The 20,223-nt window shown below is 66.4% G+C and carries 22 protein-coding genes; 15 read left to right on the forward strand and 7 right to left on the reverse strand.

Features of this window, described 5'->3' with window-relative positions; genetic code table 11:
* Positions 1-48 precede the first annotated feature (48 nt).
* The 4 genes from ACQR03_RS30885 to bioB all read right to left on the reverse strand — a co-directional run bounded on the left by ACQR03_RS30885 (position 49) and on the right by bioB (position 4,238).
* Positions 49-1,314 (reverse strand): adenosylmethionine--8-amino-7-oxononanoate transaminase, encoded by a 1,266-nt coding sequence (locus tag ACQR03_RS30885; protein WP_434842223.1) that lies wholly within the window; start codon positions 1,312-1,314, stop codon positions 49-51.
* A complete protein-coding gene (gene bioD / locus ACQR03_RS30890; protein ID WP_315826427.1) occupies positions 1,311-1,943 on the reverse strand; it encodes a dethiobiotin synthase in 633 nt (210 codons plus the stop codon). Before bioD ends, ACQR03_RS30885 begins: the two co-directional genes overlap by 4 nt.
* Positions 1,940-3,085 (reverse strand): 8-amino-7-oxononanoate synthase, encoded by a 1,146-nt coding sequence (locus ACQR03_RS30895; protein WP_316204114.1) that lies wholly within the window; start codon positions 3,083-3,085, stop codon positions 1,940-1,942. Before ACQR03_RS30895 ends, bioD begins: the two co-directional genes overlap by 4 nt.
* Positions 3,086-3,185: 100 nt before the next feature.
* Positions 3,186-4,238, reverse strand: a complete 1,053-nt coding sequence (gene bioB / locus ACQR03_RS30900; RefSeq protein ID WP_434842224.1) for a biotin synthase BioB — start codon at positions 4,236-4,238, stop codon at positions 3,186-3,188.
* Positions 4,239-4,358: 120 nt separating this feature from the next.
* Here bioB and ACQR03_RS30905 point away from each other — a divergent pair, with 120 nt between their 5' ends.
* The 9 genes from ACQR03_RS30905 (at position 4,359) to soxA (ending at position 12,657) form a co-directional block, all read left to right on the forward strand.
* A complete protein-coding gene (locus ACQR03_RS30905) occupies positions 4,359-4,991 on the forward strand; it encodes a GntR family transcriptional regulator (RefSeq protein ID WP_315715813.1) in 633 nt (210 codons plus the stop codon).
* A gap of 130 nt (positions 4,992-5,121) precedes the next feature.
* Positions 5,122-6,522, forward strand: a complete 1,401-nt coding sequence (locus ACQR03_RS30910; RefSeq protein ID WP_434842225.1) for an MFS transporter — start codon at positions 5,122-5,124, stop codon at positions 6,520-6,522.
* Positions 6,523-6,659: 137 nt separating this feature from the next.
* A complete protein-coding gene (locus ACQR03_RS30915; RefSeq protein ID WP_315754218.1) occupies positions 6,660-7,109 on the forward strand; it encodes a (2Fe-2S)-binding protein in 450 nt (149 codons plus the stop codon).
* Positions 7,110-7,119: 10 nt separating this feature from the next.
* Positions 7,120-9,303, forward strand: coding sequence for a molybdopterin cofactor-binding domain-containing protein (locus ACQR03_RS30920; protein ID WP_434842226.1), 2,184 nt, complete (start codon positions 7,120-7,122; stop codon positions 9,301-9,303).
* Positions 9,304-9,358: 55 nt separating this feature from the next.
* Positions 9,359-10,636: an NAD(P)/FAD-dependent oxidoreductase gene (locus ACQR03_RS30925; protein ID WP_316193903.1), complete on the forward strand. Its 1,278-nt coding sequence runs from the start codon at positions 9,359-9,361 to the stop codon at positions 10,634-10,636.
* Positions 10,620-11,066, forward strand: coding sequence for a sulfur oxidation c-type cytochrome SoxX (soxX, locus tag ACQR03_RS30930; RefSeq protein WP_316193902.1), 447 nt, complete (start codon positions 10,620-10,622; stop codon positions 11,064-11,066). Before ACQR03_RS30925 ends, soxX begins: the two co-directional genes overlap by 17 nt.
* Before the next feature lie 6 nt (positions 11,067-11,072).
* Complete coding sequence (locus ACQR03_RS30935) at positions 11,073-11,561, forward strand: SoxY-related AACIE arm protein (protein WP_316191794.1); 489 nt, start codon at positions 11,073-11,075, stop codon at positions 11,559-11,561.
* Complete coding sequence (gene soxZ, locus ACQR03_RS30940; protein WP_315715681.1) at positions 11,561-11,881, forward strand: thiosulfate oxidation carrier complex protein SoxZ; 321 nt, start codon at positions 11,561-11,563, stop codon at positions 11,879-11,881. Before ACQR03_RS30935 ends, soxZ begins: the two co-directional genes overlap by 1 nt.
* Positions 11,881-12,657 carry a sulfur oxidation c-type cytochrome SoxA gene (gene soxA / locus ACQR03_RS30945; RefSeq protein ID WP_316193928.1) on the forward strand — a complete coding sequence of 259 codons (777 nt, stop codon included), beginning with the start codon at positions 11,881-11,883 and terminating at the stop codon, positions 12,655-12,657. Before soxZ ends, soxA begins: the two co-directional genes overlap by 1 nt.
* Before the next feature lie 131 nt (positions 12,658-12,788).
* Here the strand turns inward: soxA and ACQR03_RS30950 are convergent, their stop codons facing one another.
* Positions 12,789-13,748: a LysR family transcriptional regulator gene (locus ACQR03_RS30950; RefSeq protein ID WP_316193901.1), complete on the reverse strand. Its 960-nt coding sequence runs from the start codon at positions 13,746-13,748 to the stop codon at positions 12,789-12,791.
* 101 nt (positions 13,749-13,849) lie between these two features.
* On the opposite strand from ACQR03_RS30950, the gene ACQR03_RS30955 reads away from it, so the two are divergent.
* The 3 genes from ACQR03_RS30955 to ACQR03_RS30965 all read left to right on the forward strand — a co-directional run bounded on the left by ACQR03_RS30955 (position 13,850) and on the right by ACQR03_RS30965 (position 15,413).
* Positions 13,850-14,287: a DoxX family protein gene (locus ACQR03_RS30955; RefSeq protein ID WP_315715678.1), complete on the forward strand. Its 438-nt coding sequence runs from the start codon at positions 13,850-13,852 to the stop codon at positions 14,285-14,287.
* A 63-nt stretch (positions 14,288-14,350) separates the two neighbouring features.
* The gene (locus ACQR03_RS30960; protein ID WP_315715677.1) at positions 14,351-14,815 is read left to right on the forward strand and encodes a DsrE family protein; all 465 of its coding nucleotides are present in this window, start codon (positions 14,351-14,353) and stop codon (positions 14,813-14,815) included.
* 106 nt (positions 14,816-14,921) lie between these two features.
* Complete coding sequence (locus ACQR03_RS30965) at positions 14,922-15,413, forward strand: TlpA disulfide reductase family protein (protein ID WP_434842231.1); 492 nt, start codon at positions 14,922-14,924, stop codon at positions 15,411-15,413.
* Between the two features lie 52 nt (positions 15,414-15,465).
* On the opposite strand, the gene ACQR03_RS30970 is transcribed toward ACQR03_RS30965, so the two are convergent.
* A complete protein-coding gene (locus ACQR03_RS30970; protein WP_434842227.1) occupies positions 15,466-17,121 on the reverse strand; it encodes a regulator in 1,656 nt (551 codons plus the stop codon).
* A gap of 74 nt (positions 17,122-17,195) precedes the next feature.
* Positions 17,196-17,882: a cysteine hydrolase family protein gene (locus ACQR03_RS30975; RefSeq protein WP_434842228.1), complete on the reverse strand. Its 687-nt coding sequence runs from the start codon at positions 17,880-17,882 to the stop codon at positions 17,196-17,198.
* A 476-nt stretch (positions 17,883-18,358) separates the two neighbouring features.
* Between ACQR03_RS30975 and ACQR03_RS30980 the strand changes: the two genes are divergently transcribed.
* The 3 genes from ACQR03_RS30980 to ACQR03_RS30990 all read left to right on the forward strand — a co-directional run bounded on the left by ACQR03_RS30980 (position 18,359) and on the right by ACQR03_RS30990 (position 19,979).
* A complete protein-coding gene (locus ACQR03_RS30980; RefSeq protein ID WP_316225086.1) occupies positions 18,359-18,937 on the forward strand; it encodes a CBS domain-containing protein in 579 nt (192 codons plus the stop codon).
* 30 nt (positions 18,938-18,967) lie between these two features.
* Complete coding sequence (locus ACQR03_RS30985; protein WP_434842229.1) at positions 18,968-19,429, forward strand: energy transducer TonB family protein; 462 nt, start codon at positions 18,968-18,970, stop codon at positions 19,427-19,429.
* Between the two features lie 79 nt (positions 19,430-19,508).
* A complete protein-coding gene (locus ACQR03_RS30990) occupies positions 19,509-19,979 on the forward strand; it encodes a DUF4304 domain-containing protein (protein WP_316225570.1) in 471 nt (156 codons plus the stop codon).
* Positions 19,980-20,223 lie beyond the last annotated feature (244 nt).

The raw sequence follows: 20,223 nt of genomic DNA on the forward strand, positions 1-20,223 counted from the left end.
TAGTGCGCGGGATCGCGGAGCGCAAATCGCGGGCCGCAGAACAGCCCCTCAGAGCACGTGATCGACGGCCTCGTCGATGGCGGCATAGACCGTCTCGACATCCCCGGCGGTGACGCAGTAAGGCGGCATGACGTAGATGGTGTGGCCAAGCGGACGCAGCAGGACGTCGCTGTGGCGGAAGAAGGCCTGCAGCTTCGGACCGACCTCGGCGAGGTAGCCCGGCTCGTCGGCATGGAGATCGAGCGCGGTGATGGTACCGCAGCGCCGCAGGTCGGAAAATCGCTCGTCGTAACGCAGGCGGTCGAGGCAGCGCTCCTGCGCGGCCGCGACGGCGGCGACCCGGGCCCGCGTCTGCGGCTGCCGCCACAGCTCGAGATTGGCGCTCGCTGCCGCGCAGGCGATGGGATTGGCGGTGTAGGAACTGGAGTGAAAGAACGTGCAGGCGCGGTCGGTCGAATAGTGTGCCTCGTAGATCGCGGGACTGCACAGCGTGACCGCAAGCGGCATCGCGCCTCCAGTCAGTCCTTTGGCGTAGCAGGCGATATCGGGGGCGATGTCCGCCTGCTCGCAGGCGAACAACGTGCCGGTGCGGCCCCAGCCGGTCATCACCTCGTCGGCGATGAACAGCACGCCGAACGCCTTGCAGATCCGGTGCATCTCGCGCAGCACCGCGGCCGGGTACATCAGCATGCCGCCGGCGCCGAGCACCAGGGGCTCGACGATGAAGGCGGCCGGCCGGTCCTTCTCGCAAATTGTAGCGAGCGCATCCAGAGTCGCCTGTTCCCGGCCCTGCACTGGAAACGGGACGACGGCGACGTCGAACAGCAGCGGCTCATAGGCCGCATTGAACACGCCGCGCGCGCCGACCGACATCGCGCCGATGGTGTCGCCGTGATAGGAATGCTGCATCACCACGATGCGCGAGCGCGGCTCGCCGATGTTCTTGAAGTAGCCGAGCGCCATCTTCAGCGCGACCTCCACGCTGGTGGCGCCGCTGTCAGAGAAGAACACGTGCGTGAGGCTCGGCGGCACCAGCGCGAGCAGCCCGGCGGCCACCTGCTCGGCCGGCTCGTGGCTATGACCGGCGAAGATGACCTGATCCAGCCGCTCGGCCTGGTCCTGGATCGCGCGCACGATATGCGGATGGCAATGGCCGTGCGTGACCACCCACCACGACGCGATCGCGTCGATGATCCGCCTGCCGTCGGCGGTGAAGAGATAGGCGCCCTCGCCGCGCGCGACCGCCGTCATCTCGGGCTGGAGCGCATGCTGCGTGAAGGGATGCCAGATCGGCGAGGTTGCCTTGCGCATCATGGTTCGAAATCCGTGCGCTGGAATTGGGTGGCGAACACGTGCTGCAGCGATCGCGCCGTCAGCGGCGTGACCCAGGGCAACCGGCCAAGGCGCCTCACCTCGCCGAGCCGGCAGATCGTATCTTCGTTGTCGTCGTGGCCGTCGCCGATGAAGGCGATGCCGAGCACGTCGATGCCACGACTGCGCAGCGCCGCCAGCGACAGCAGCGAGTGATTGATCGTGCCGAGACTGGTGCGCGCGCAGAGCACGACCGGCAGCTGCCATCGCGCGAAGACATCGAGATAGAGCGTTCCGGAATCGAGCGGCACCATGACGCCGCCGGCTCCCTCGATCACGACAGGCCGGCCGGCGGCCCGCGGAGGACGGAGGCGGAGCGGATCGATGCTGATGCCTGCGAGGCGTGCCGCGCGATGCGGCGAGGCCGGCTCGGCCAGCCGATAGGCTTCAGGCAACACGCGGTCGTCGGCGAGCTCGGCGAGCCGCTGGACACGGCGGGTATCCGTCTCCTCGGCAAGGCCGGCCTGGACCGGCTTCCAATAGCAGGCCCCGAGCAGCGCCGTGAGGCCGGCGGCGAACACCGTCTTGCCGATCCCGGTGTCGGTCCCGGTGACCACGATGCGCAGCGTCATGGCCGCGGCCTTCCGATCTCGTCGGCGAGCGCGTCGAGCAGCGCCGCGATGGCCGGCTCGTCGATGTTCAAGGTCAGCGACAGCCTGAGCCGCGCCGTGCCCGGCGGCACCGTCGGCGGGCGGATGCCGCGGACGTCGAAGCCCCGCGCCTGCAGCGCGGCAGCCAGGTTCATCGCGCGCGCATTGTCGCCGACGACGCAGGGAATGATCTGCGACGGCGACCAGCTTTCACCGAAGCGCGCGGCGATCGCGCCATGGGCGAAGGCAACGAGCTGCGCCAGCCTCCGCTGCCGCTCCGGCTCTTCCCGCAGGATCGCAAGCGCCTCCATCACCGCCACCGCCATCAGCGGCGACGGCGCCGTGCTGAAGACGAAAGGCCGGCAGCGATTGATCAGCGTGTCGCGCAGCACGCGGCTTGCGGTGACCAGCGCACCGGCTGCGCCCAACGCCTTGCCGCAGGTGTGAACGGTCACGACGCTCTCGCGTCCCTCGTAGGCTGCGGCCAGACCGCGGCCCTGCGCGCCGTGGACCCCGGTCGCATGGGCCTCGTCGATCAGCAGAAAGGCATCGTGGCGCTCGGCGATCGCGATCAAATCCGCCAGCGGCGCGAGATCGCCATCCATGCTGTAGAGGCTTTCGACGACGATCCAGGGCCGGCCCACCCCGCCGCCCCTGCGCCAGATCAGGATCGCGTCCTCAGCCGACTGGGCGTTGTTGTGGATGAACTGGCACGTCTCGGCACGGCCGGCGCGCGCGCCTTCATGGGTGCTGGCATGAACCAGCGCATCGAGCACCAGCAGGTCGTCGCGCTGCGGCAGCGTGGTGAGCACGGCGAAGTTCGCCATGTAGCCGGAGCCGAAGAACAGCGCGCTCTCGGCACCGAAGAAGCGTGCCGCCTCCGCCTCGAGCCGTTCGTGCTCCTCGCAATTGCCACGCAGCAGGCGCGAGCCGCCGGCGCCGACCGGCGTGCCGGCCTCCATGGCCGCGGCGACCGCGCGCTTCATCCGCGGAGCCTGTGCGAGACCGAGATAGTCGTTGGAGGAGAAATCGAGACCGGCCCGTGGACTGAGGCGCCGCAACCGGTCATCGGCCGCGAGTCTCTGCAGACCGTCGGAATAGATCGCCAATCTGTCGGACGGCATGGGCATGGCTCCGCTCTCTTTCGGTCAGCCGCGGACGTGGACCGGCACGACAAGGCAGTTCCGTGGGCGCCGTCGCGCCGAGATCGCGCTGAGGGTTGAATCAGGCCGGGGACGAAGCCTCCGCGCCCTCGCCGGCGGCGACCGGCGCGCCCGGGCGCGCCGACAGCGACGATGTCATGCCGAGCCGCGCGAGCAGATCGGCATCGCGGTCGCGTTGCGGATTGGCCGTGGTCAGCAGCACGTCGCCGATGAAGATGGAATTGGCGCCGGCGAGCAGGCACAGGGTCTGCAGCTCGTCGCTCATATATTGCCGGCCCGCGGACAGCCGCACCACGCTGGCCGGCATCATGATCCTGGACACCGCGATCAATCGCACGAGCGCAATCGGATCAGGCCGCGCGGCCGTAGCGTTGACCGGCACGCCCTTGACCTCGTTCCACATGTTGATCGGCACGCTGTCGGGATGCTCAGCGAGATTGGCCAGCAGCACCAGCATGCCGAGCCGATCATCGACCTCCTCGCCCATGCCGATGATGCCGCCGCAGCACACCTTGATGCCGGCCTGCCGCACATGCGCGAGCGTGTCGATGCGGTCCTGCAGCGTGCGCGTGGTGATGATGCGGTCGTAGAATTCGGGCGAGGTGTCGACATTGTGGTTGTAGAAGTCGAGCCCGGCCTCCCTCAGCCGCTGTGCCTGCGGCGGGGTCAGCATGCCCAGCGTGACGCAGGTCTCCATGCCCAGATCCTTCACCGCGCTGACCATGTCGCAGACCTGATCGAGGTCGCGGTCCTTCGGACTGCGCCAGGCGGCGGCCATGCAGAAGCGCTCGGCCCCGGCGGCCTTCGCGCGCCGCGCGGTGGCGACCACCTCGTCGCGGTCCATCAGCTTGGTCGCCTTGAGCCCAGTGTCGTAATGCGCGCTCTGCGAGCAGTAGCCACAATCCTCCGGGCAGCCGCCGGTCTTGATGCTGAGCAGGCTCGCCGTCTCGACGCGGGTGGGATCGAACTGCCGGCGATGCGCCGACTGCGCCAGAAACATCAGGTCCGGAAGTGGCAGGCGATAGAGCGCCTCGGCCTCGTCTCTGGTCCAGTCATGACGGATGGCATTGCCAACCGCCATTCGATCAGGGCCCGCGCCGCTTTGATCCGCCATGCTCGCTCCACGCCAAATTATAGATTATCATAGACATTATCTATGATTTCTCTGTATTCGAGCACCGTATCGGACGAGAGCTTCCGCTGCATCGGTTTTTTCGATAGATAATCTATGACTATGCCGGACGAGAATCTCACCACCGCTCAGCGGATCGCCGAAGCGATCACCGATCGCATCGTCAGCGGTGCGCTGCCGCCCGACGCGCCGTTGCGGCAGGACCACGTCGCGCGCGAGTTCAACTCCAGCCACGTGCCGGTGCGCGAGGCATTCCGGCAGCTCGAGGCGCTCTATCTCGTGGTCGCCGCGCCGCGACGCGGCGTACGCGTGGCACCGCTCGATGCGAAGTCGACCAGGGAGATCGTCGAGATGCGCACAGCGCTCGAGGTGATCGCGCTGCGCAATGCCGCGCCGCGCTATACGCCGGCGCATCTCGCCGCGATCGAGCTGGCGCTGATCGAGGCCGATAATGCGGAGACCATCCAGGAGTTCGAGACCGCAAACCGCGCCTTTCATCGCGCGCTGGTCGCGCCCTGCGCGATGCCGCGGCTGCTGGCGAGCCTCGACGGACTACGCCTCGCGAATTCGCGCCTCGTGCTGGCGATGGCCCGCAATGCCGGCTGGCGTCCGCGCACCAACCAGGATCACCGGCTGATCCTGCAGGCCCTGCGCGCCCGCCAGATCGGCCACGCCTGCGAGCTCCTGACGCGGCACAACCAGACGATCGAGCGGCTGGCAAGGCCGGGCGTGTAGCCGGCTTCAACCCGTTCCTTGCGACCGGGCGCATACCGCCATGCGCCCGCGACGGCTGGGGCGCTCGCCTGCTCCCGTGTACATGCTGATCCGGACGCGCCCCGCGAACCGAAGGTCTCCAAAGGTCTCCATGTCCAACCGCCACCACGCTTCGAGGCTCGCCGGCGACGGCACCGCCGACGGCCTGCCGCCGGGCCAGCGTCCCTGGGCGATCGCGGCGATCTTCACCGCGCTGTCGATGGCCTCGCTCGACGTCGCCATCGCCAACATCGCGCTGCCGTCGATCTCGGCCGATCTCCACGTCTCCCCGGCCGAGGTGGTCTGGGTGGTCAACATCTACCAGATCGCGCTGGTGGCGACCTTGCTGCCGCTCGGCGCGCTCGGCGAGATCGTCGGCCATCAGCGCATCTATCTCGGCGGCCTCCTGCTGTTCACGCTGGCCTCGGTCGGCTGCGCGCTGGCGTGGTCGCTACCGACCCTGGTCGTCGCCCGCGCATTGCAGGGCCTCGGCGCCAGCGGCATCATGAGCGTCAACACCGCGCTGGTGCGCTTCGTCTATCCCGGAAAGATGCTCGGACGCGGCCTCGGCCACAACGCGCTCGTGGTCGGCATCTCCTTCACCTTCGGCCCGACCATTGCGTCCGCCATTCTCTCGCTCGGCTCCTGGCCTTGGCTGTTTGCGATCAACCTCCCCTTCGGCCTGATCGCCATCGCGATCGGCATGAAGATGCTGCCGCGAACGCCGCGCGCCGAGCATGGCTTCGACTTTCTCGGCGCCGGGCTCGCTGCGCTCTGCCTCGGCCTGTTCATCACCGGCATCGGCAGCGCAGCGCATGGCGCGACGCCGGCCATGGTGTTGGCAGAGCTTGTCGGCGCGCTCGTGCTCGGCGTCATCCTGACCCGCCGCCAGGCCGACCACCCGGCGCCGATGCTGCCGATCGATCTGTTCCGCCGCGGGGTTTTCGCGCTGTCGGCGGCGACCGCGGTTTGCTCCTTCTCGGTGCAGGGCCTCGGCTTCGTGTCGCTGCCGTTCTATTTCGAGGACATTCTCCAGCGTTCGCAGGTCGAGACCGGGTTCTTCATGACACCCTGGCCGCTCGCGGTCACGATCATGGCCCCGATCGCCGGGCGGCTGTCGGACCGTTTTCCCGCCGGCCTGCTCGGCGGCATCGGCCTGGTGATGCTCGGATCCGGCATGGCCCTGCTCGCCATGCTGCCCGAGAACCCGAGCGTCGCCAACATCGTCTGGCGCATGCTGATCTGCGGCATCGGGTTCGGCTTCTTCCAGGCGCCGAACATGAAGGCTATCATGTCAAGCGCCCCGCCCCATCGCAGCGGCGGCGCCAGCGGCATCGTCGCCACGGCCCGGTTGACCGGTCAGACCACCGGCGCGGCGCTGGCCGCCTTGTGCTTCAGCCTTGCGGGGCACGACGGAGCCACCCTTGCCTTGGCCCTCGGCGCAGGTTTCGCCGCGCTGGGCAGCGTGATGAGCTTTCTGCGGCTGGCCGTAGCTCCGCCGCGCGGCCCATGAGCCGAAGCAACTACAACCCCGGCTCATCACAAATCTTCCCGCGCGGCAAACGCATATTCTTGATTTGAAGGATGCAAACGTTCGCGCCACATTGCCGCCCTCTGTTCAACTGGCGAGTTGAACGAAAGGGATCTGCGATGGCAAACCTCACGATCAACGGACAATCCTATACTCTGGACGTCGAGCCCGACACGCCGCTGCTGTGGGCGATCCGCGAGAACGCCGGACTGACCGGCACCAAATATGGCTGCGGCATTGCACAATGCGGCGCCTGCACCGTGCATCTCGACGGCGCGGCCGTGCGCGCCTGTGGCGTCACCGTCTCCGAGGCCCAGGGCAAGCAGATCACCACCATCGAGGGGCTCGCGAGCGACAACGGGCTGCACAAGGTGCAGCAGGCCTGGGTGGAGAACGACGTTCCGCAATGCGGCTACTGCCAGAGCGGCATGATCATGGCCGTCGCGGCACTGCTCAAGGACAATCCGAAGCCGAGCGATCAGGACATCAACGACGCCATCACCAACATCTGCCGCTGTGGAACCTTCGCGCAGGTGCGCGAGGCGATCCACGCCGCGGCCAACGCCTGAGGAGGACGGCATGAACCAGCATGTGACGCCGCGCCTCGACCGCCGGTCCTTCGTCATCGGCACCGCCGCACTCGGCGGCGGCCTCGCCCTCGGCCTCGATATCCCCTTCGGCGGCCCGCAGGTGGTGCGCGCAGCCGATGGCTCACCCGAGGTCAATGCATGGGTCGTCGTCCGGCCCGACGACACCGTGGTGATCCGCATCGCCCGCTCGGAAATGGGCCAGGGCTCGCTGACCGGGCTCGCCCAGCTCGTCGCGGAGGAGCTTGCCTGCGACTGGAGCAAGGTCACGACCGAATATCCGACGCCCGGCCAGAACGTCGCCCGCAAGCGCGTGTGGGGCGATTTCTCCACCGGCGGCAGCCGCGGCATCCGCTCGTCGCAGGACTACGTCCGCAAAGGCGGCGCCGCCGCGCGCATGATGCTGATCCAGGCGGCCGCCGATGAATGGAAGGTTCCGGCGGCCGAATGCACCGCCGCCAACAGCGTCATCACCCACAAGGCGTCGGGCCGCACGACGACCTACGGCAAGGTGGCGGAAGCCGCCGCGAAGCTGACGCCGCCTGCCGACGTCAAGCTGAAGGATCCGAAGGACTGGACCCTGATCGGCAAGGGCGTGAGACGGCTCGACACCGCCGACAAGGTCACCGGCGCGATGATCTACGGCGCCGACATGAAGCTGCCGAACATGCTCAACGCCGCGATCAAGGACTGTCCGGTCACCGGCGGCAAGCTGAAGAGCTATGACGAGGCCAAGATCGCCGGCATGAAGGGCGTCAAGAAGGTGGTGGCGATCGATGGCACCGCCGTGGCCGTGGTCGCCGACACCTGGTGGCACGCGAAGACCGCGCTCGATGCGCTGCCGATCGTGTGGGACGAAGGCGAGAACGCCAAGGTCTCCTCGGCCTCGATCGCCAAATGGCTCGCGGAAGGATTGGAGTCCGGCCCCGCCTTTGTCGGCAACGAGAACGGCGACGCCAAGGCGGCGCTCGCGAGCGCCGTCAGGAAGGTCGAGGCCGTCTACAACTATCCCTATCAGAACCACGCCACGATGGAGCCGATGAACGCCACGGCGCTCTACACGCCCGAGCGATGCGAGGTGTGGTGCGGCACGCAGAACGGCGAGGCGGCGTTCGCCGCGGTGCTGGAAGCCTCAGGGCTGACCGCCGACAAATGCGAGGTGCACAAGCTGATCCTCGGCGGCGGCTTCGGCCGGCGCGGCCAGACCGACTATGTCCGCCAGGCGGTGAAGATCGCCAAGGAGATGCCGGGCACGCCGATCAAGCTGTTGTGGTCGCGCGAGGAGGACATGACCCACGGCCGCTATCATCCGATCACGCAGTGCAAGCTGACCGGCGGCTTCGACGCCGACAACAATCTGACGGCGCTGCACATGCGCATCTCCGGCCAGTCGATCCTGTTCAGCCTGCGGCCCGACGCGCTGGTCAACGGCAAGGACCCCGCGACCTTCCAGGGGCTCGCACCATCGGGCGAAGCCACGATCGGCTACTCCGTGCCGAATTTGCTGATCGAACACGCGATGCGCAACCCGCACATCAATCCGGGCTTCTGGCGCGGCGTCAACGTGAACCAGAACGCGATCTATCTCGAATGCTTCATGGACGAGCTCGCCGATGCGGCCGGGCAGGACCCGCTGGAGTTCCGCCGCAAGCTGATGGCCGATCATCCCAAGCATCTCGCGGTGCTCAACGCTGTCGCGGAGAAGATCGGCTGGGGCACGCCGGCGCCGGACGGCGTGTCCCGTGGCCTCGCTCAACTGCACGGCTATGGCAGCTACGTCGCGGGTGCCGCCGAGATCTCGGTGATCGACGGCAGCAAGATCAAGATCCACCGCATCGTCGCCTCGACCGATCCCGGCTACGTCGTCAACCCGGCGCAGGTGGAGCGGCAGATCGCCGGCTCGTTCGTCTACGGCCTCTCGGCGCTGTTCTACGGCGGCTGCACCGTGAAGGACGGACGGATCGTCGAGACCAACTTCGACAGCTACAACTCTATGCGCATCGCCGAGATGCCGAAGGTGGAAGCGATCATGATCCCGAGCGGCGGCTTCTGGGGCGGCGTCGGCGAGCCGACCATCGGCGTCGCCGCGCCCGCCGTGCTGAATGCGTATTTTGCCGCCACCGGGAAACGCATCCGCTCGTTGCCACTGCGCGACCAGAACATCACCTTCGCATGACCCGCGTGGCGGCGGCCGTTGGGAACAATGGCTGGCGCCGTGCTATTGCAGGATGATGACGATGTCCCGACAGCGCACGCGCAGAGAGGTCGGCGGCCTGATCGCGACGTCAGTTGCCATGATCGCCGCCCCTGCCGTGCTGCGCGCACAAGCGATGGCGCGCGTCGTCGTGATCGGCGGCGGCTTCGGCGGCGCCAGTTGCGCCCGCGCGCTGCGCCAAGCCGATGGCAAGCTCGACGTCACCCTGGTCGAGGCCAACACGACCTTCACGGCGTGTCCGCTCAGCAACGAGGTCATCGCTAGCCTGCGCGATATCAGTGCCCAGCAGTTCGGCTATGACAAGATCGCAGCCGAAGGCGTGAGCACTGTGCTGCGGGCGGCCGCGGCGGTCGATGCGCCGGCCCACAAGGTGACGTTCGCCGACGGCAGCGCGCTGGCCTATGACCGCCTCGTGCTGGCGCCCGGCATCGACCTCGATTTCACGGCCCTGCAAGGCTACGACGAGGCCGCCTCCGCGGTCATGCCGCACGCCTACAAGGCCGGCGAGCAGACGCTGCTGCTGCGGACGCAGATCGAGGCGATGCCGGATGGCGGCACCGTCGCGATCGCCGTCCCGGCCAATCCGTCGCGCTGTCCGCCCGCGCCTTACGAACGCGCCAGCCTGATCGCGCATTATCTCAAGGCGCATAAGCCGAAGTCGAAGGTGCTGATCCTCGATGCCAAGGACAGCTTCTCGCAGCAGAAGCTGTTCGAGCAGGCGTGGCAGCAGCTCTACCCCGGCATGATCGAGCGCATTCCGCTGTCGCAGGGCGGCCGCGTCACCGGCGTCGAGATCGCCACGCGTACCGTCGTCACCGAGTTCGGCAACTACAATCCCGATGTGACCAACATCATCCCGCCGCAGAAGGCCGGCCGCATTGCCGCCCTCGCCGGCGCGACCGACCGCACCGGCTGGTGCCCGATCGATGCCGCGACCTTCGCCTCGAAGCTCGTCCCCGACGTCCATGTCATCGGTGACGCCTGTCTCGGCGGCGGCATCCCGAAATCGGCCGGCGCCGCCCAGGCGCAGGGCAAGGCGTGCGCGGCCGTGATCGCGCGCGATCTGACGGGACGACCGTCGGAGCCGCCGCCGCTGACCGGCATCTGTTACAGCATCGTCGCGCCGGACGACGCGTTCTCGCTCGCCGGCGTCTACCAACCCAAGGGAGACATCTTCGCCGAGATCGAGGGCGGACGGACCAGCCCGGTCGACGCACCGCGCGAGACGCGCGCGCGTGAGGCCGACGCGGCGACGGCCTGGTTCAAGGCGCTGACTCATGATGCCTTCGGCTAGCTTTGTCATCGCCACGCTCGTGGCCGCCCTGCCCGCCACTGTCGCGGCGCAGACACTCGCGCCCACTACGATCACCGGCGACGGCATCGCCTCTTCCCTCACCGGACGGCCTGGCGACGCCGCCCGCGGCCGCGCGCTGGTGGTCGCGCGCAGCTCGACCTGCATCCTCTGTCACTCCGGCCCGTTTCCGGAAGCGCGCTTCCAGGGCGATCTCGCGCCCAGCCTTGCCGGGGCCGGCAGCCGTTCGACGATCCCGCAGCTCCGCTTGCGGCTGGTCGATGCCTCCAGGCTCAATCCGGAAACGATCATGCCGTCCTATTATCGCGTCGACGGGTTGACGCGCGTCGGTTCCGCCTGGCGCGACAAGCCGATCCTGTCGGCAGAGCAGATCGAAGACATCGTCGCCTATCTCGCGACCTTGCGCGAGTGAGCCCATATGACCGGCATGTTCGAACCGTCCCACATGTCCCGCCGCCACCTGCTGCAACTGGCTGGAACGCTGACCGCCGCGGGCGCGCTGCCGCTGATCACGGTCCGGCCTGCGCAGGCGACGCCGGCGATGCTGGCGTCGGCAATCCGCAACCTCGTCGGCGAGGCAAAGGTGAACGCCGGCAAGATCCGATTAGACATCCCGCCACTGGTCGAGAACGGCAACACCGTGCCGATGACCGTCAGCGTCGATCACCCGATGACGCCTGACGATTTCGTCAAGAGCATCCACGTCTTCAACGAGAAGAACCCGCAGCCCAACGTCGCCAGCTTTCACCTGATGGCGAGCGCCGGCCGCGCCCAGGTCACGACGCGCATCCGGCTCGCCGACACCCAGAAGGTCGTGGCGATCGCAAGGCTCTCCGACGGCTCGTTCTGGTCGGCGAGCGTCGACGTCATCGTGACCTTGGCCGCCTGCACCGAGGAGATGCCGTGATGCCTGCCGCCCTCGTCAACGTTCCCGCCAAGGCCAAGCGCGGCGCCGTCATCGAGATCAAGACGCTGATGAGCCACGTCATGGAGCCGGGCTATCGCCATACGGCCGCAGGCGAAGCCATCCCGCGCGACATCATCACCAGCTTCACCTGCCGCTTCAACGGCACCGAGATCTTTCGCGCCGATCTCTATCCGGCCATCGCGGCCAATCCGTTCCTGTCGTTCTTCACCACGGCTACCGAGAGCGGCCGCTTCGAGTTCGAATGGATCGGCGACAACGGGTTCGTCGCCACCACCGCCGCCGCGATCACGATCGAATGATGCGGTCTGCGTTTCTCACTGTCGTCACGGCAATCGTCCTGACCTTGCCCGTGCTTGCCGGCGAGATCGCTGAGTCCGAGCGCCGCTCCGGCTATGACTTCATGTCGTCGGACACCAGGGCGATGCAGGACGACGACACCGCCAATCCGGCGATGCTGTCGGTGCTCGACGGTGAGGCGCTGTGGACGACGAAGGCAGGCACGGCCAACAAGGCGTGCGGCGATTGTCATGGCCCGGTCGATGTCAGCATGAAGGGCGTCGCCGCGCGCTATCCCGCCTTCAATGTCGCCAGCGGTGCGCCGGTCGATCTCGGCCAGCGCGTCAATCTCTGCCGCAAACAGCATCAGGAGGCGGCGCCGTTCGCAGCAGAGAGCCGCGAGCTGCTGGCACTGACGGCGCTGATCGCGAAGCAATCGCGCGGGATGCCGATCACCGCTGGCGACGATCCGCGGCTCAAGCCCTTCATCGCGCGCGGTCGCGAGCTGTTTTTTCAGCGGCAGGGCCAGCTCAATCTCGCCTGCACCAATTGTCACGATGACAATTGGAGCAAGCATCTCGCCGGCTCCGCGATCACGCAGGGACAGCCGACGGGCTATCCGATCTACCGGCTGGAATGGCAAGGCATGGGCTCGCTGCAGCGCCGCCTGCGCGGCTGCATGACCGGGGTGCGCGCCCAGGCTTACGATTTCGACGCCCCCGACATGATCGCGCTGGCGCTGTATCTGATGTCCCGGGCGCAAGGGATGCCGGTGGAGGCGCCGGCGGTGCGGCCGTGAGCGGGCAAGGTCTCGCGAGCTATCAGGCAGTCGTTCGAGCTTGCAGAACGCCGCTTACGAACGAGCCGTGCCATGGGTTACGCGTCGTGGCCGGCCATGACGGCATGGAGACCTCCGGCGACCCAATATGCTCAAGATCCTGCCTTCCGTCCCTTTCTCACCCCCGCCGCCGTCGGATCGATCGCGGCTAGAGGTCCGTCCGAGGCCTGCTTCATCAGGGGATCGGCGGCGATGAAGTCGATGAAGGTACGGACCTTGGCGGAGAGATATTTTCGGCTGGGATAGACCGCCATCAGCGGCGCTTTGATCGTCAGCATCTCCGGCAGCACCGTCTCGAGCCGGCCGCTGGCGAGGTCGTCGGCCATCAGCCAGCGCGGCAGCACCGCCATGCCCATGCCGGCGACAGCGGCGTGATGCAGGAGCGTCTCGTTGCCGCTGATCAGCACCTCGTTGAAGTTGACCGTCACCTCGCCCTCTCCGGTCGGCAGGATCATGGCCCGCAGCGGGTACAACGCGTATTTCAGCATTGCATGGCCATTGAGATCGGCCACCGCCTTCGGCCGCCCGGCGGCGGCGAGATAGCTCGGCGCGGCGACGAGCTGCATCAGCACCGGCGACAGCGGCCGCGCGATCAGCCCATCGCCGGGCGTGGCCGAGACGCGCAGCGCCAGATCAAACCCCTCGTCGACGAGATTGACCAGGCGTCCGCTGAGATCGAGATCGATCACCACGTCCGGATAGCGCGCGCGGTACGCCGCGAGCGTGCCGGCAAACAGCGGATTGGCGAACCATACCGGCGCGCTGACCTTCAGGGTGCCGCGCGGGATCACGGTCGCCTTGCTGACGACGGCCTCGACCTCGTCGAGAGACTCCAGCATCGGCCGCACCTGGTCGAAATAGACTTGGCCGGCCTCGGTCAGGCCGACCCGCCGGCTGGAGCGGTTGAGCAGCCGGGTCGAGAGCCGCTGCTCCAGCTGCATGACATGCTTGGAGGCCATCGCCGCCGAAAGCCCCAGGCGATCGGCGGCGGCCGCGAAGCTCTTGAGCTCCGCGACCTGGCAGAACACCCGAATACTGACCAGCGTATCCACTTATCATCAACCCATAGAAAATGATGACTTAACGAAAAGCATAATGATCAAACCAGAAGAAATTATCAATGTCGGGCACCTTTTCATTTGGAGCTCCGACGATGTCCAGCACCGCATCGACTACCGATCTCAGCCCACTCCAGCCCCCGCTGGCGCTGCGCATCGGCCTGTGGGTCGCCCAGACCCTGCTCTTCGCCCTGTTCTGCTTCGCCGGCGTCACCAAGGTCTTCACCCCGATCAAGGAACTCGCCCAGATGATGCCGTGGACCGGCGAATATTCGGTGGCCTTCGTCCGCACCATCGGCTTGATCGATCTGGCTGGCGGGCTCGGCATCCTGCTGCCGTCGCTGACCCGCATCATGCCGCGCCTGACCGTGCTGGCCGCAATCGGCTGTGCCACGCTGCAGGTGTTCGCGTTCGCCTTCCACATCTCCCGCGGCGAAGCGGCGGTCACGCCCCTGAACATCCTGCTGCTGGCGCTGTCGCTGTTCGTACTGTGGGGCCGCAACGGCAAGGCGCCGATCGCGCCGCGCGGCTGATCCGAGCATCGCCGGCGCTGGCCATCCAGCGCCGGCGCATCGCGTGCTTTGAAGGAAGCCATGATGAGCGAACCGATCCCTGACGTGTCGCGCCGCGGCTTTCTCGCTGGCGCGACAGCCCTCGGCGCCCCAGCCCCCGCCGTCCCGGCCGTCGCCCAGCATCGCGCCGGCATTGTCGTGCTGATCGACCGCAACGACCCCCATGTGATGGGTCACGCCATCAGCTATTCCGGCAATCTGACGCGGCATTTCGGCAGTCTCGGACAGACCCCCGCGATCGAGGTCGTCGCCAACGGCACCGGCATCGACGTATTTCGCGCCGACAAATCACCGCTCAAGGAGCCGCTCGCGGCGCTGCGGCAGATGTATCCGCATATCGGCTTCAGCATGTGCGCCTCGTCGAAGTCGATCGCGGAGAGCAAGGAGAACCTCACGATCCAGCTGATCGACGGCGCCAGGCTGGTGCCGTTCGGCATCGGCCGCGTCGTCGAGCTGCAGCGCAAAGGCTGGGCCTACGTCCATGGCTGAGGCTTTGAGCGCGCCCGCACGGCGCGATCTGCTGCTGGCCGCGGCCAGCCTGCTGCTGCTGACAAGCAGGCCTGCTTGCGCCGGCGCACAGGACCCGAGCCCGCCGGTGTTCCGCAGCGGCCGCACCCAGTTCATCGTCGAGCGGCCGCGCCAGGCGCTGCCGCCGTTGAAGCTGCAGGACATGGGCGGCAAGGACGTGACGCTCGCGCCCAAGCCCGGCCATGTCACGCTGGTCAATCTCTGGGCGAGCTGGTGCGCGGCGTGCAAGATCGACCTGCCGACGCTGGCCGGGCTGGAGCGGATGCGGATTCCGGCGCTCGACGTCTGGACCATCTGCACCGACCGGCGCGACATCAAGAGCATCCGCCGCTATGCCGAGGCGATCGCGATGCCCCGCGCCTCCTTCGCCGATCCGCATGCGCAAGCGACCAATCCGGCCAATGCCGATGCCTCGATCTTCGCGACGCCGGCGATGCCGATCACCTATCTGGTCGGCACGAGGGGATTGATCGAAGGCTATGTCACCGGGGCGGCCGAATGGCTGTCCGAGCCGGGCCAGGCGCTGCTCCGCTATTATCTCGATCAGCCGGGCGCGTGAAAATCATAACCGGCGGCCATGCCGCCGGTTGTCGTTCCCGTTGAAAAGATACCTATTCTGCCGGCGCCACATGCATGTCGGCATGCGCCAGGTAGCTCTCGGACGTGCCGAGCCGCCCCAGTGCGAACAGCCCGCCTGCGACGGCCGCATAGGCCAGCGCCACCGCCGGCGTCACGCCGAAACCGCCACCGATGCCGACCGCCTCGCCATGCATGAAGCCGAAATAGGTCATGACGGCGCCGGCGAGCGCGAACGCCGCCGCCTTGATAAAGTCGCGCTCGATCACGAACACGCCGATCGCGCCGAGCACGAGGCCGGCGAGGATCGAGCCGCCGCCCATCACTTCGAGCCCGTGATACAGCACGCCCTGCTGCGGCAGCGCCGCGATCGCAGCGGTCTTGACCGCATCGACCTTGTCGGCCGCGAGGCCGCCGACGCTCTGCGCCGCGGCCACCGTCGAGGCCAGCATGGTGTCGATCTGCAGCTTGGCCCAGGCGGCGAGATGCGGCGTGAAGGCGAGCACGATCGCGGGCGCGTGCTTGACCGGCGTGGTCTGGAACGCCTGCGCGCCGATCAGCATGCCGATGTAGAGCAGGATCGGCGAAATCGCGACCACCGGCACCAGTGCCAGCAGCACCGAGATGATGCCGAGCCAGGACAGCACGATCACCATCAGCCCGGTCGCCGCGGAGTAGCCGATGCGGCCGCCCATCGCCTTCCAGCCGGGATGGCCGATATAGACCGCGTTGATGAAAGGATTGCCCATCATGCAGCCGATCAGGCTGACGATGCCGTCGGCGGTCAGCACCCGCGTGGTCGGATATTCGTCGCCCGCGGCTTCCGCGCTCTCGACGTTATCCATCGCCTCGACGAGGTCGTAGATGCCGAACGGAATCGCAGTCACCAGGATGATCCCGAGATATTCGAAGCCGGAGAACACCGTGCCGAAGGCCGGCAGCGGCACCGAGAACCCGAAGTTCGCAAAGGCGTCCCCGACGCCCTTGACGCTGAGCCCGCCGAGACCGAGGCCGAACAGGTTCGAGCCCCACGCGATGATCATGCCGACCGCGATCGCCACCAGGCCGGCCGGCAGCCCCTTCGGATATTTCACGCCGCCGAACCAGCTCACCAGAATGATCGCGAAGCACACCAGGCCGATCTGCGGCGTCATGTACATCTCGAGCGCCGGCCGCATCGAGATGAAGGTGACCGAGACGCCGGCGAGCGTGCCGAGCAGCGCCGCCCGCGGCGTGATCTTGCGGATGTAGGGCGCGACGAAGCCGCCGATCATCAGGATGAAGCTCTGGAAGAACACCCAGACGAGGCCGGCCGACCAGCCCTTCAGGGGATCGCCGGTCTTGAGCGTGATCGGCAGCATGATCACGAAGGTCACGATGAACATGTGCGGGACACTGACGCCCGAGGGCAGCGCGCAGACGTCGCTGCGTCCGGTCTTCTGCGCCAGGCGATAGGCGAGGAAGGCGTAATACAGGGTCGACAGGCACATCATGAGGCCGAGCGCCGGCAGGATGCGGCCGAACACCAGGCTGTCCGGCATCTTCAGCACGAAGCGCAACAGTCCGGTGAGGACGAGCATGTTGACGAGGATGTTGGTGCCGAAACCGAAGAACGCGTTCCAGTCTCCGGGTGTCCAGAGCACCGGCTTGAAATCCGCTCTTACCGAGCTTGCCGTCCCGCTTCCGCTCATCGCCTTGCTCCCCTGTTGCTTGCAGCGACTACATGACCGAACTCATTCGTCTCGACTCGTCTCTCAGCTCTCTCTCAGCTCATGGCCTTCAGCACCGCGGTCGACTCCGCGACCCAGCCGAAGATGCCGCCCTGTGCCTTGATCATCTTCAGGCCCATCTCGTGGAATTCCGGGAAGTAGGACGCGCAGCCGTCGGAGATGACGACGCAGCGATAACCGCGGTCATTGGCCTCGCGCACGGTGGTGTTGACGCAGACCTCGGTGGTGACGCCGCACACCAGCAGGTTTTCGACGCCGTGATGCTTCAGCACGTCACCGAGTTCGGTGGCGTAGAAGGCGCCCTTCCCCGGCTTGTCGATCACGATCTCGCCGTCGACAGGATAGAGCGCGGGAATGATGTCGTGCCCGGCCTCGCCGCGAATGAGGATGCGCCCCATCGGGCCGGGATCGCCGATGCGAAGTGACGGCGCGCCGCGCTCGACCTTGGCCGGCGGCGCGTCGGAGAGATCCGGCGCGTGCCCCTCGCGCGTATGGATCACCAGCATGCCGCTCTTGCGCGCCGCCGCCAGCACGTTGGCAATCGGGACAACCGCACGGGCGAGCTGCGAGACGTCGTTGCCCAGCGTCTCGCCGAATCCACCCGGCTCCATGAAGTCGCGCTGCATGTCGATGATGACCAGCGCGGTCTTGGAGAGATCGAGCGTGATCGGCTCCGGCTCGGCCGTGATCGTAGCGGTTGCCGATGCAGATGAGTTCGCCATACCAGCCGCTAGCCTCTCCACGAGAATGCCTCGCAACAGACGAAGCAAGCGCTATGCCATTGTGTACAATCCCCGGCATCGCCGCAGGCCGGACGAAGTCCGAACTCATTCAATGACTTGAAAGGGCAGCTGACAACGGGGCGGTCGCCGGGCCGCGGGCTTCGCGAAGGCAGCGGCTCATTTCCTGGGCAGTCGATGCATGCAGCGCTCGCGCTGCGGCGCGTCCATGCGCCATTGGGTGCCCGACTCGGGAAGAACCCGCGCCGGCGGGCTAAGGTGCCGTTCCAGGCTCGCTGGACTTCTGCGATCGGCCCGAGGCCGGCGTTTCGAGAAACGTCCACCGATCTCTGCTTTTGACCCTTGACCGAGTTCGGTTCGTGGGCAGGCCGACGGCATCGGCGCGGTGCTGACGAGGTGAGATATTTCGACTATCCTGATCAAGGCAGGGCCGGACAGAGCCCACGAGAGGGAGATCGATGAGCACAGTCAGAAGCGCTCTGGCCCAGAAGAGCGGCGCCCTGATCCATGTTCGTTCCGGCGACATGGTCGTCGAAGCCTTGCGCCAGATGCGCGACAATCGGGGCCGGTCGGTGCTGGTCATCGACGACGGCGTGCTGGTCGGCATCGTCACCCAGGGTGACTGCGCCATCAAGGTGCTGCTGCCCGGGTTCGATGCGAAGCAGATGCCGGTGAGCCAGGTAAATGACGCGCGACCCGGTGACGGTCAAGCCGGACCATCCGCTGGACGGTTGCATGGCGATGATGGCTCAGCGCAGCTTTCGCCATCTGCCCGCATTGGACGCGGCCTAGGCCGTGGGCGTGATCTCGATCGGAGACGTCGTCAAGAACATCATCCGGGATCTGGAGCACAACGTGGACGGCCTGATGGGCTACATCATGAAAGACGGTCCCGGGGGCTGACGAACGAACCGCGATACCGTCACCCCCACGTAGGTGTGCTTCTGACCCGAAGCGCCCACCCGTCCATAGCGGACGGGCGCTTTACGCGACTGCGCCGTATCGCATTCTTGGTGATGAATTATCTTTGCGTGTGATGACATCAGCTTATGAACGCGAGAATCCCCTTGCTGGCCGGCCTGTTCGTACTTCTATTGGCTTCGGCGTCTTTCTCATATGCGCAAACGGAAAGTGTCGGCGCTCAGGCAAGTTCGCTCGAAGCGTGGAAAAAGAAGATTGTCATACTGTTAGTTAGCAAGAGAACGTTTCCGCCCGGGGCGGCCGGTCAAAGTGGCACGGCCAAGGTCAAGTTTGTCATCGATCGGCAGGGAAAACTGATTTCCAGAGAACTGGTGGAAAGCACCGGCTCCGCGTTACTCGATACGGCGGCCCTCAGTATGATTGAGCGAGCGGAGCCATTTCCGGAGCCGCCCGCAGAGTTGAGCGACGATAGCTTCGCCTTTACATTACCCATCAACTTTGCAGGCGGGAAGCAGTTGCCTTGGGCAGGCGGACATTGGCCTGCTGAGTGGGTCGACGAGCAGAAGAAGATTGACGCAAAAATTCGCGGCATCTGTCGTGGCTGCTAAGGCGTGACTGAAACTCACGCGCAGCAACACTGAAGCTGCGCCATCCTGCAGCGCTTAGGTCGACTGATGGCACTCGAAGATTGGAAGAAGATCAGCGGCGTCCGTAGCCGAACTTCTCAAGAAGCGCGGATTCCGAAAGAACGGGCTGCGCTTCTCGGCCGATCGCGGCGACGCGAAGCTCCTTGTCGAGTTCCAGAGCAGCCAAATGAGCGACAAGCCCCGCCTATTGATCACGATCAACCTGAGCATACGGCTTGGCAAATTGGACCGCGACCCGAGCATCTTCCCAGGTGATGGGCACTGGCGGAAGCGAATTGGTGAGTTTATGGACAAGCCGAGCGACTATTGGTGGACATGCCGAAATAGCGAGGACGCTGTTCAGCCGGGAAAGAGGATCGCGATGTTGCTTGAGACGGCCGCTCTGCTGGAGATGGAGCATCTCGCTTCTGCCGAGGCGCTGGCCGCCCTTTGGGCGTCAGGCCAGTCACCCGGCCTCACCCAAATGCAGAGGGACGGATACCTCGCGAAAGTGGCCGGCCAGCCAACCTGACCGGACCGATTCCTATTGCGCCGACAGATCGTGCCCCATATGGCGAAGAGCAAAATTTGAGCGCAAGGTCGGTTGTGGGCCTGTCCCGAACCCTGCAGGTCGCGCCAAGGATGTCCGCTCTCGGCCCGCACCGGAAGTCGGCAATCAGAGGGCCGATAGGCTGCTTATGACCCTGGCTGTGTGAAAACGCTGCGCGGCTGTTATGATTCTCCAGTGATTCTTTTGGGGGAATCGATGAGGCGCT

This window comes from Bradyrhizobium sp. HKCCYLS3070 (assembly GCF_051167575.1).
Taxonomy (GTDB): domain Bacteria; phylum Pseudomonadota; class Alphaproteobacteria; order Rhizobiales; family Xanthobacteraceae; genus Bradyrhizobium.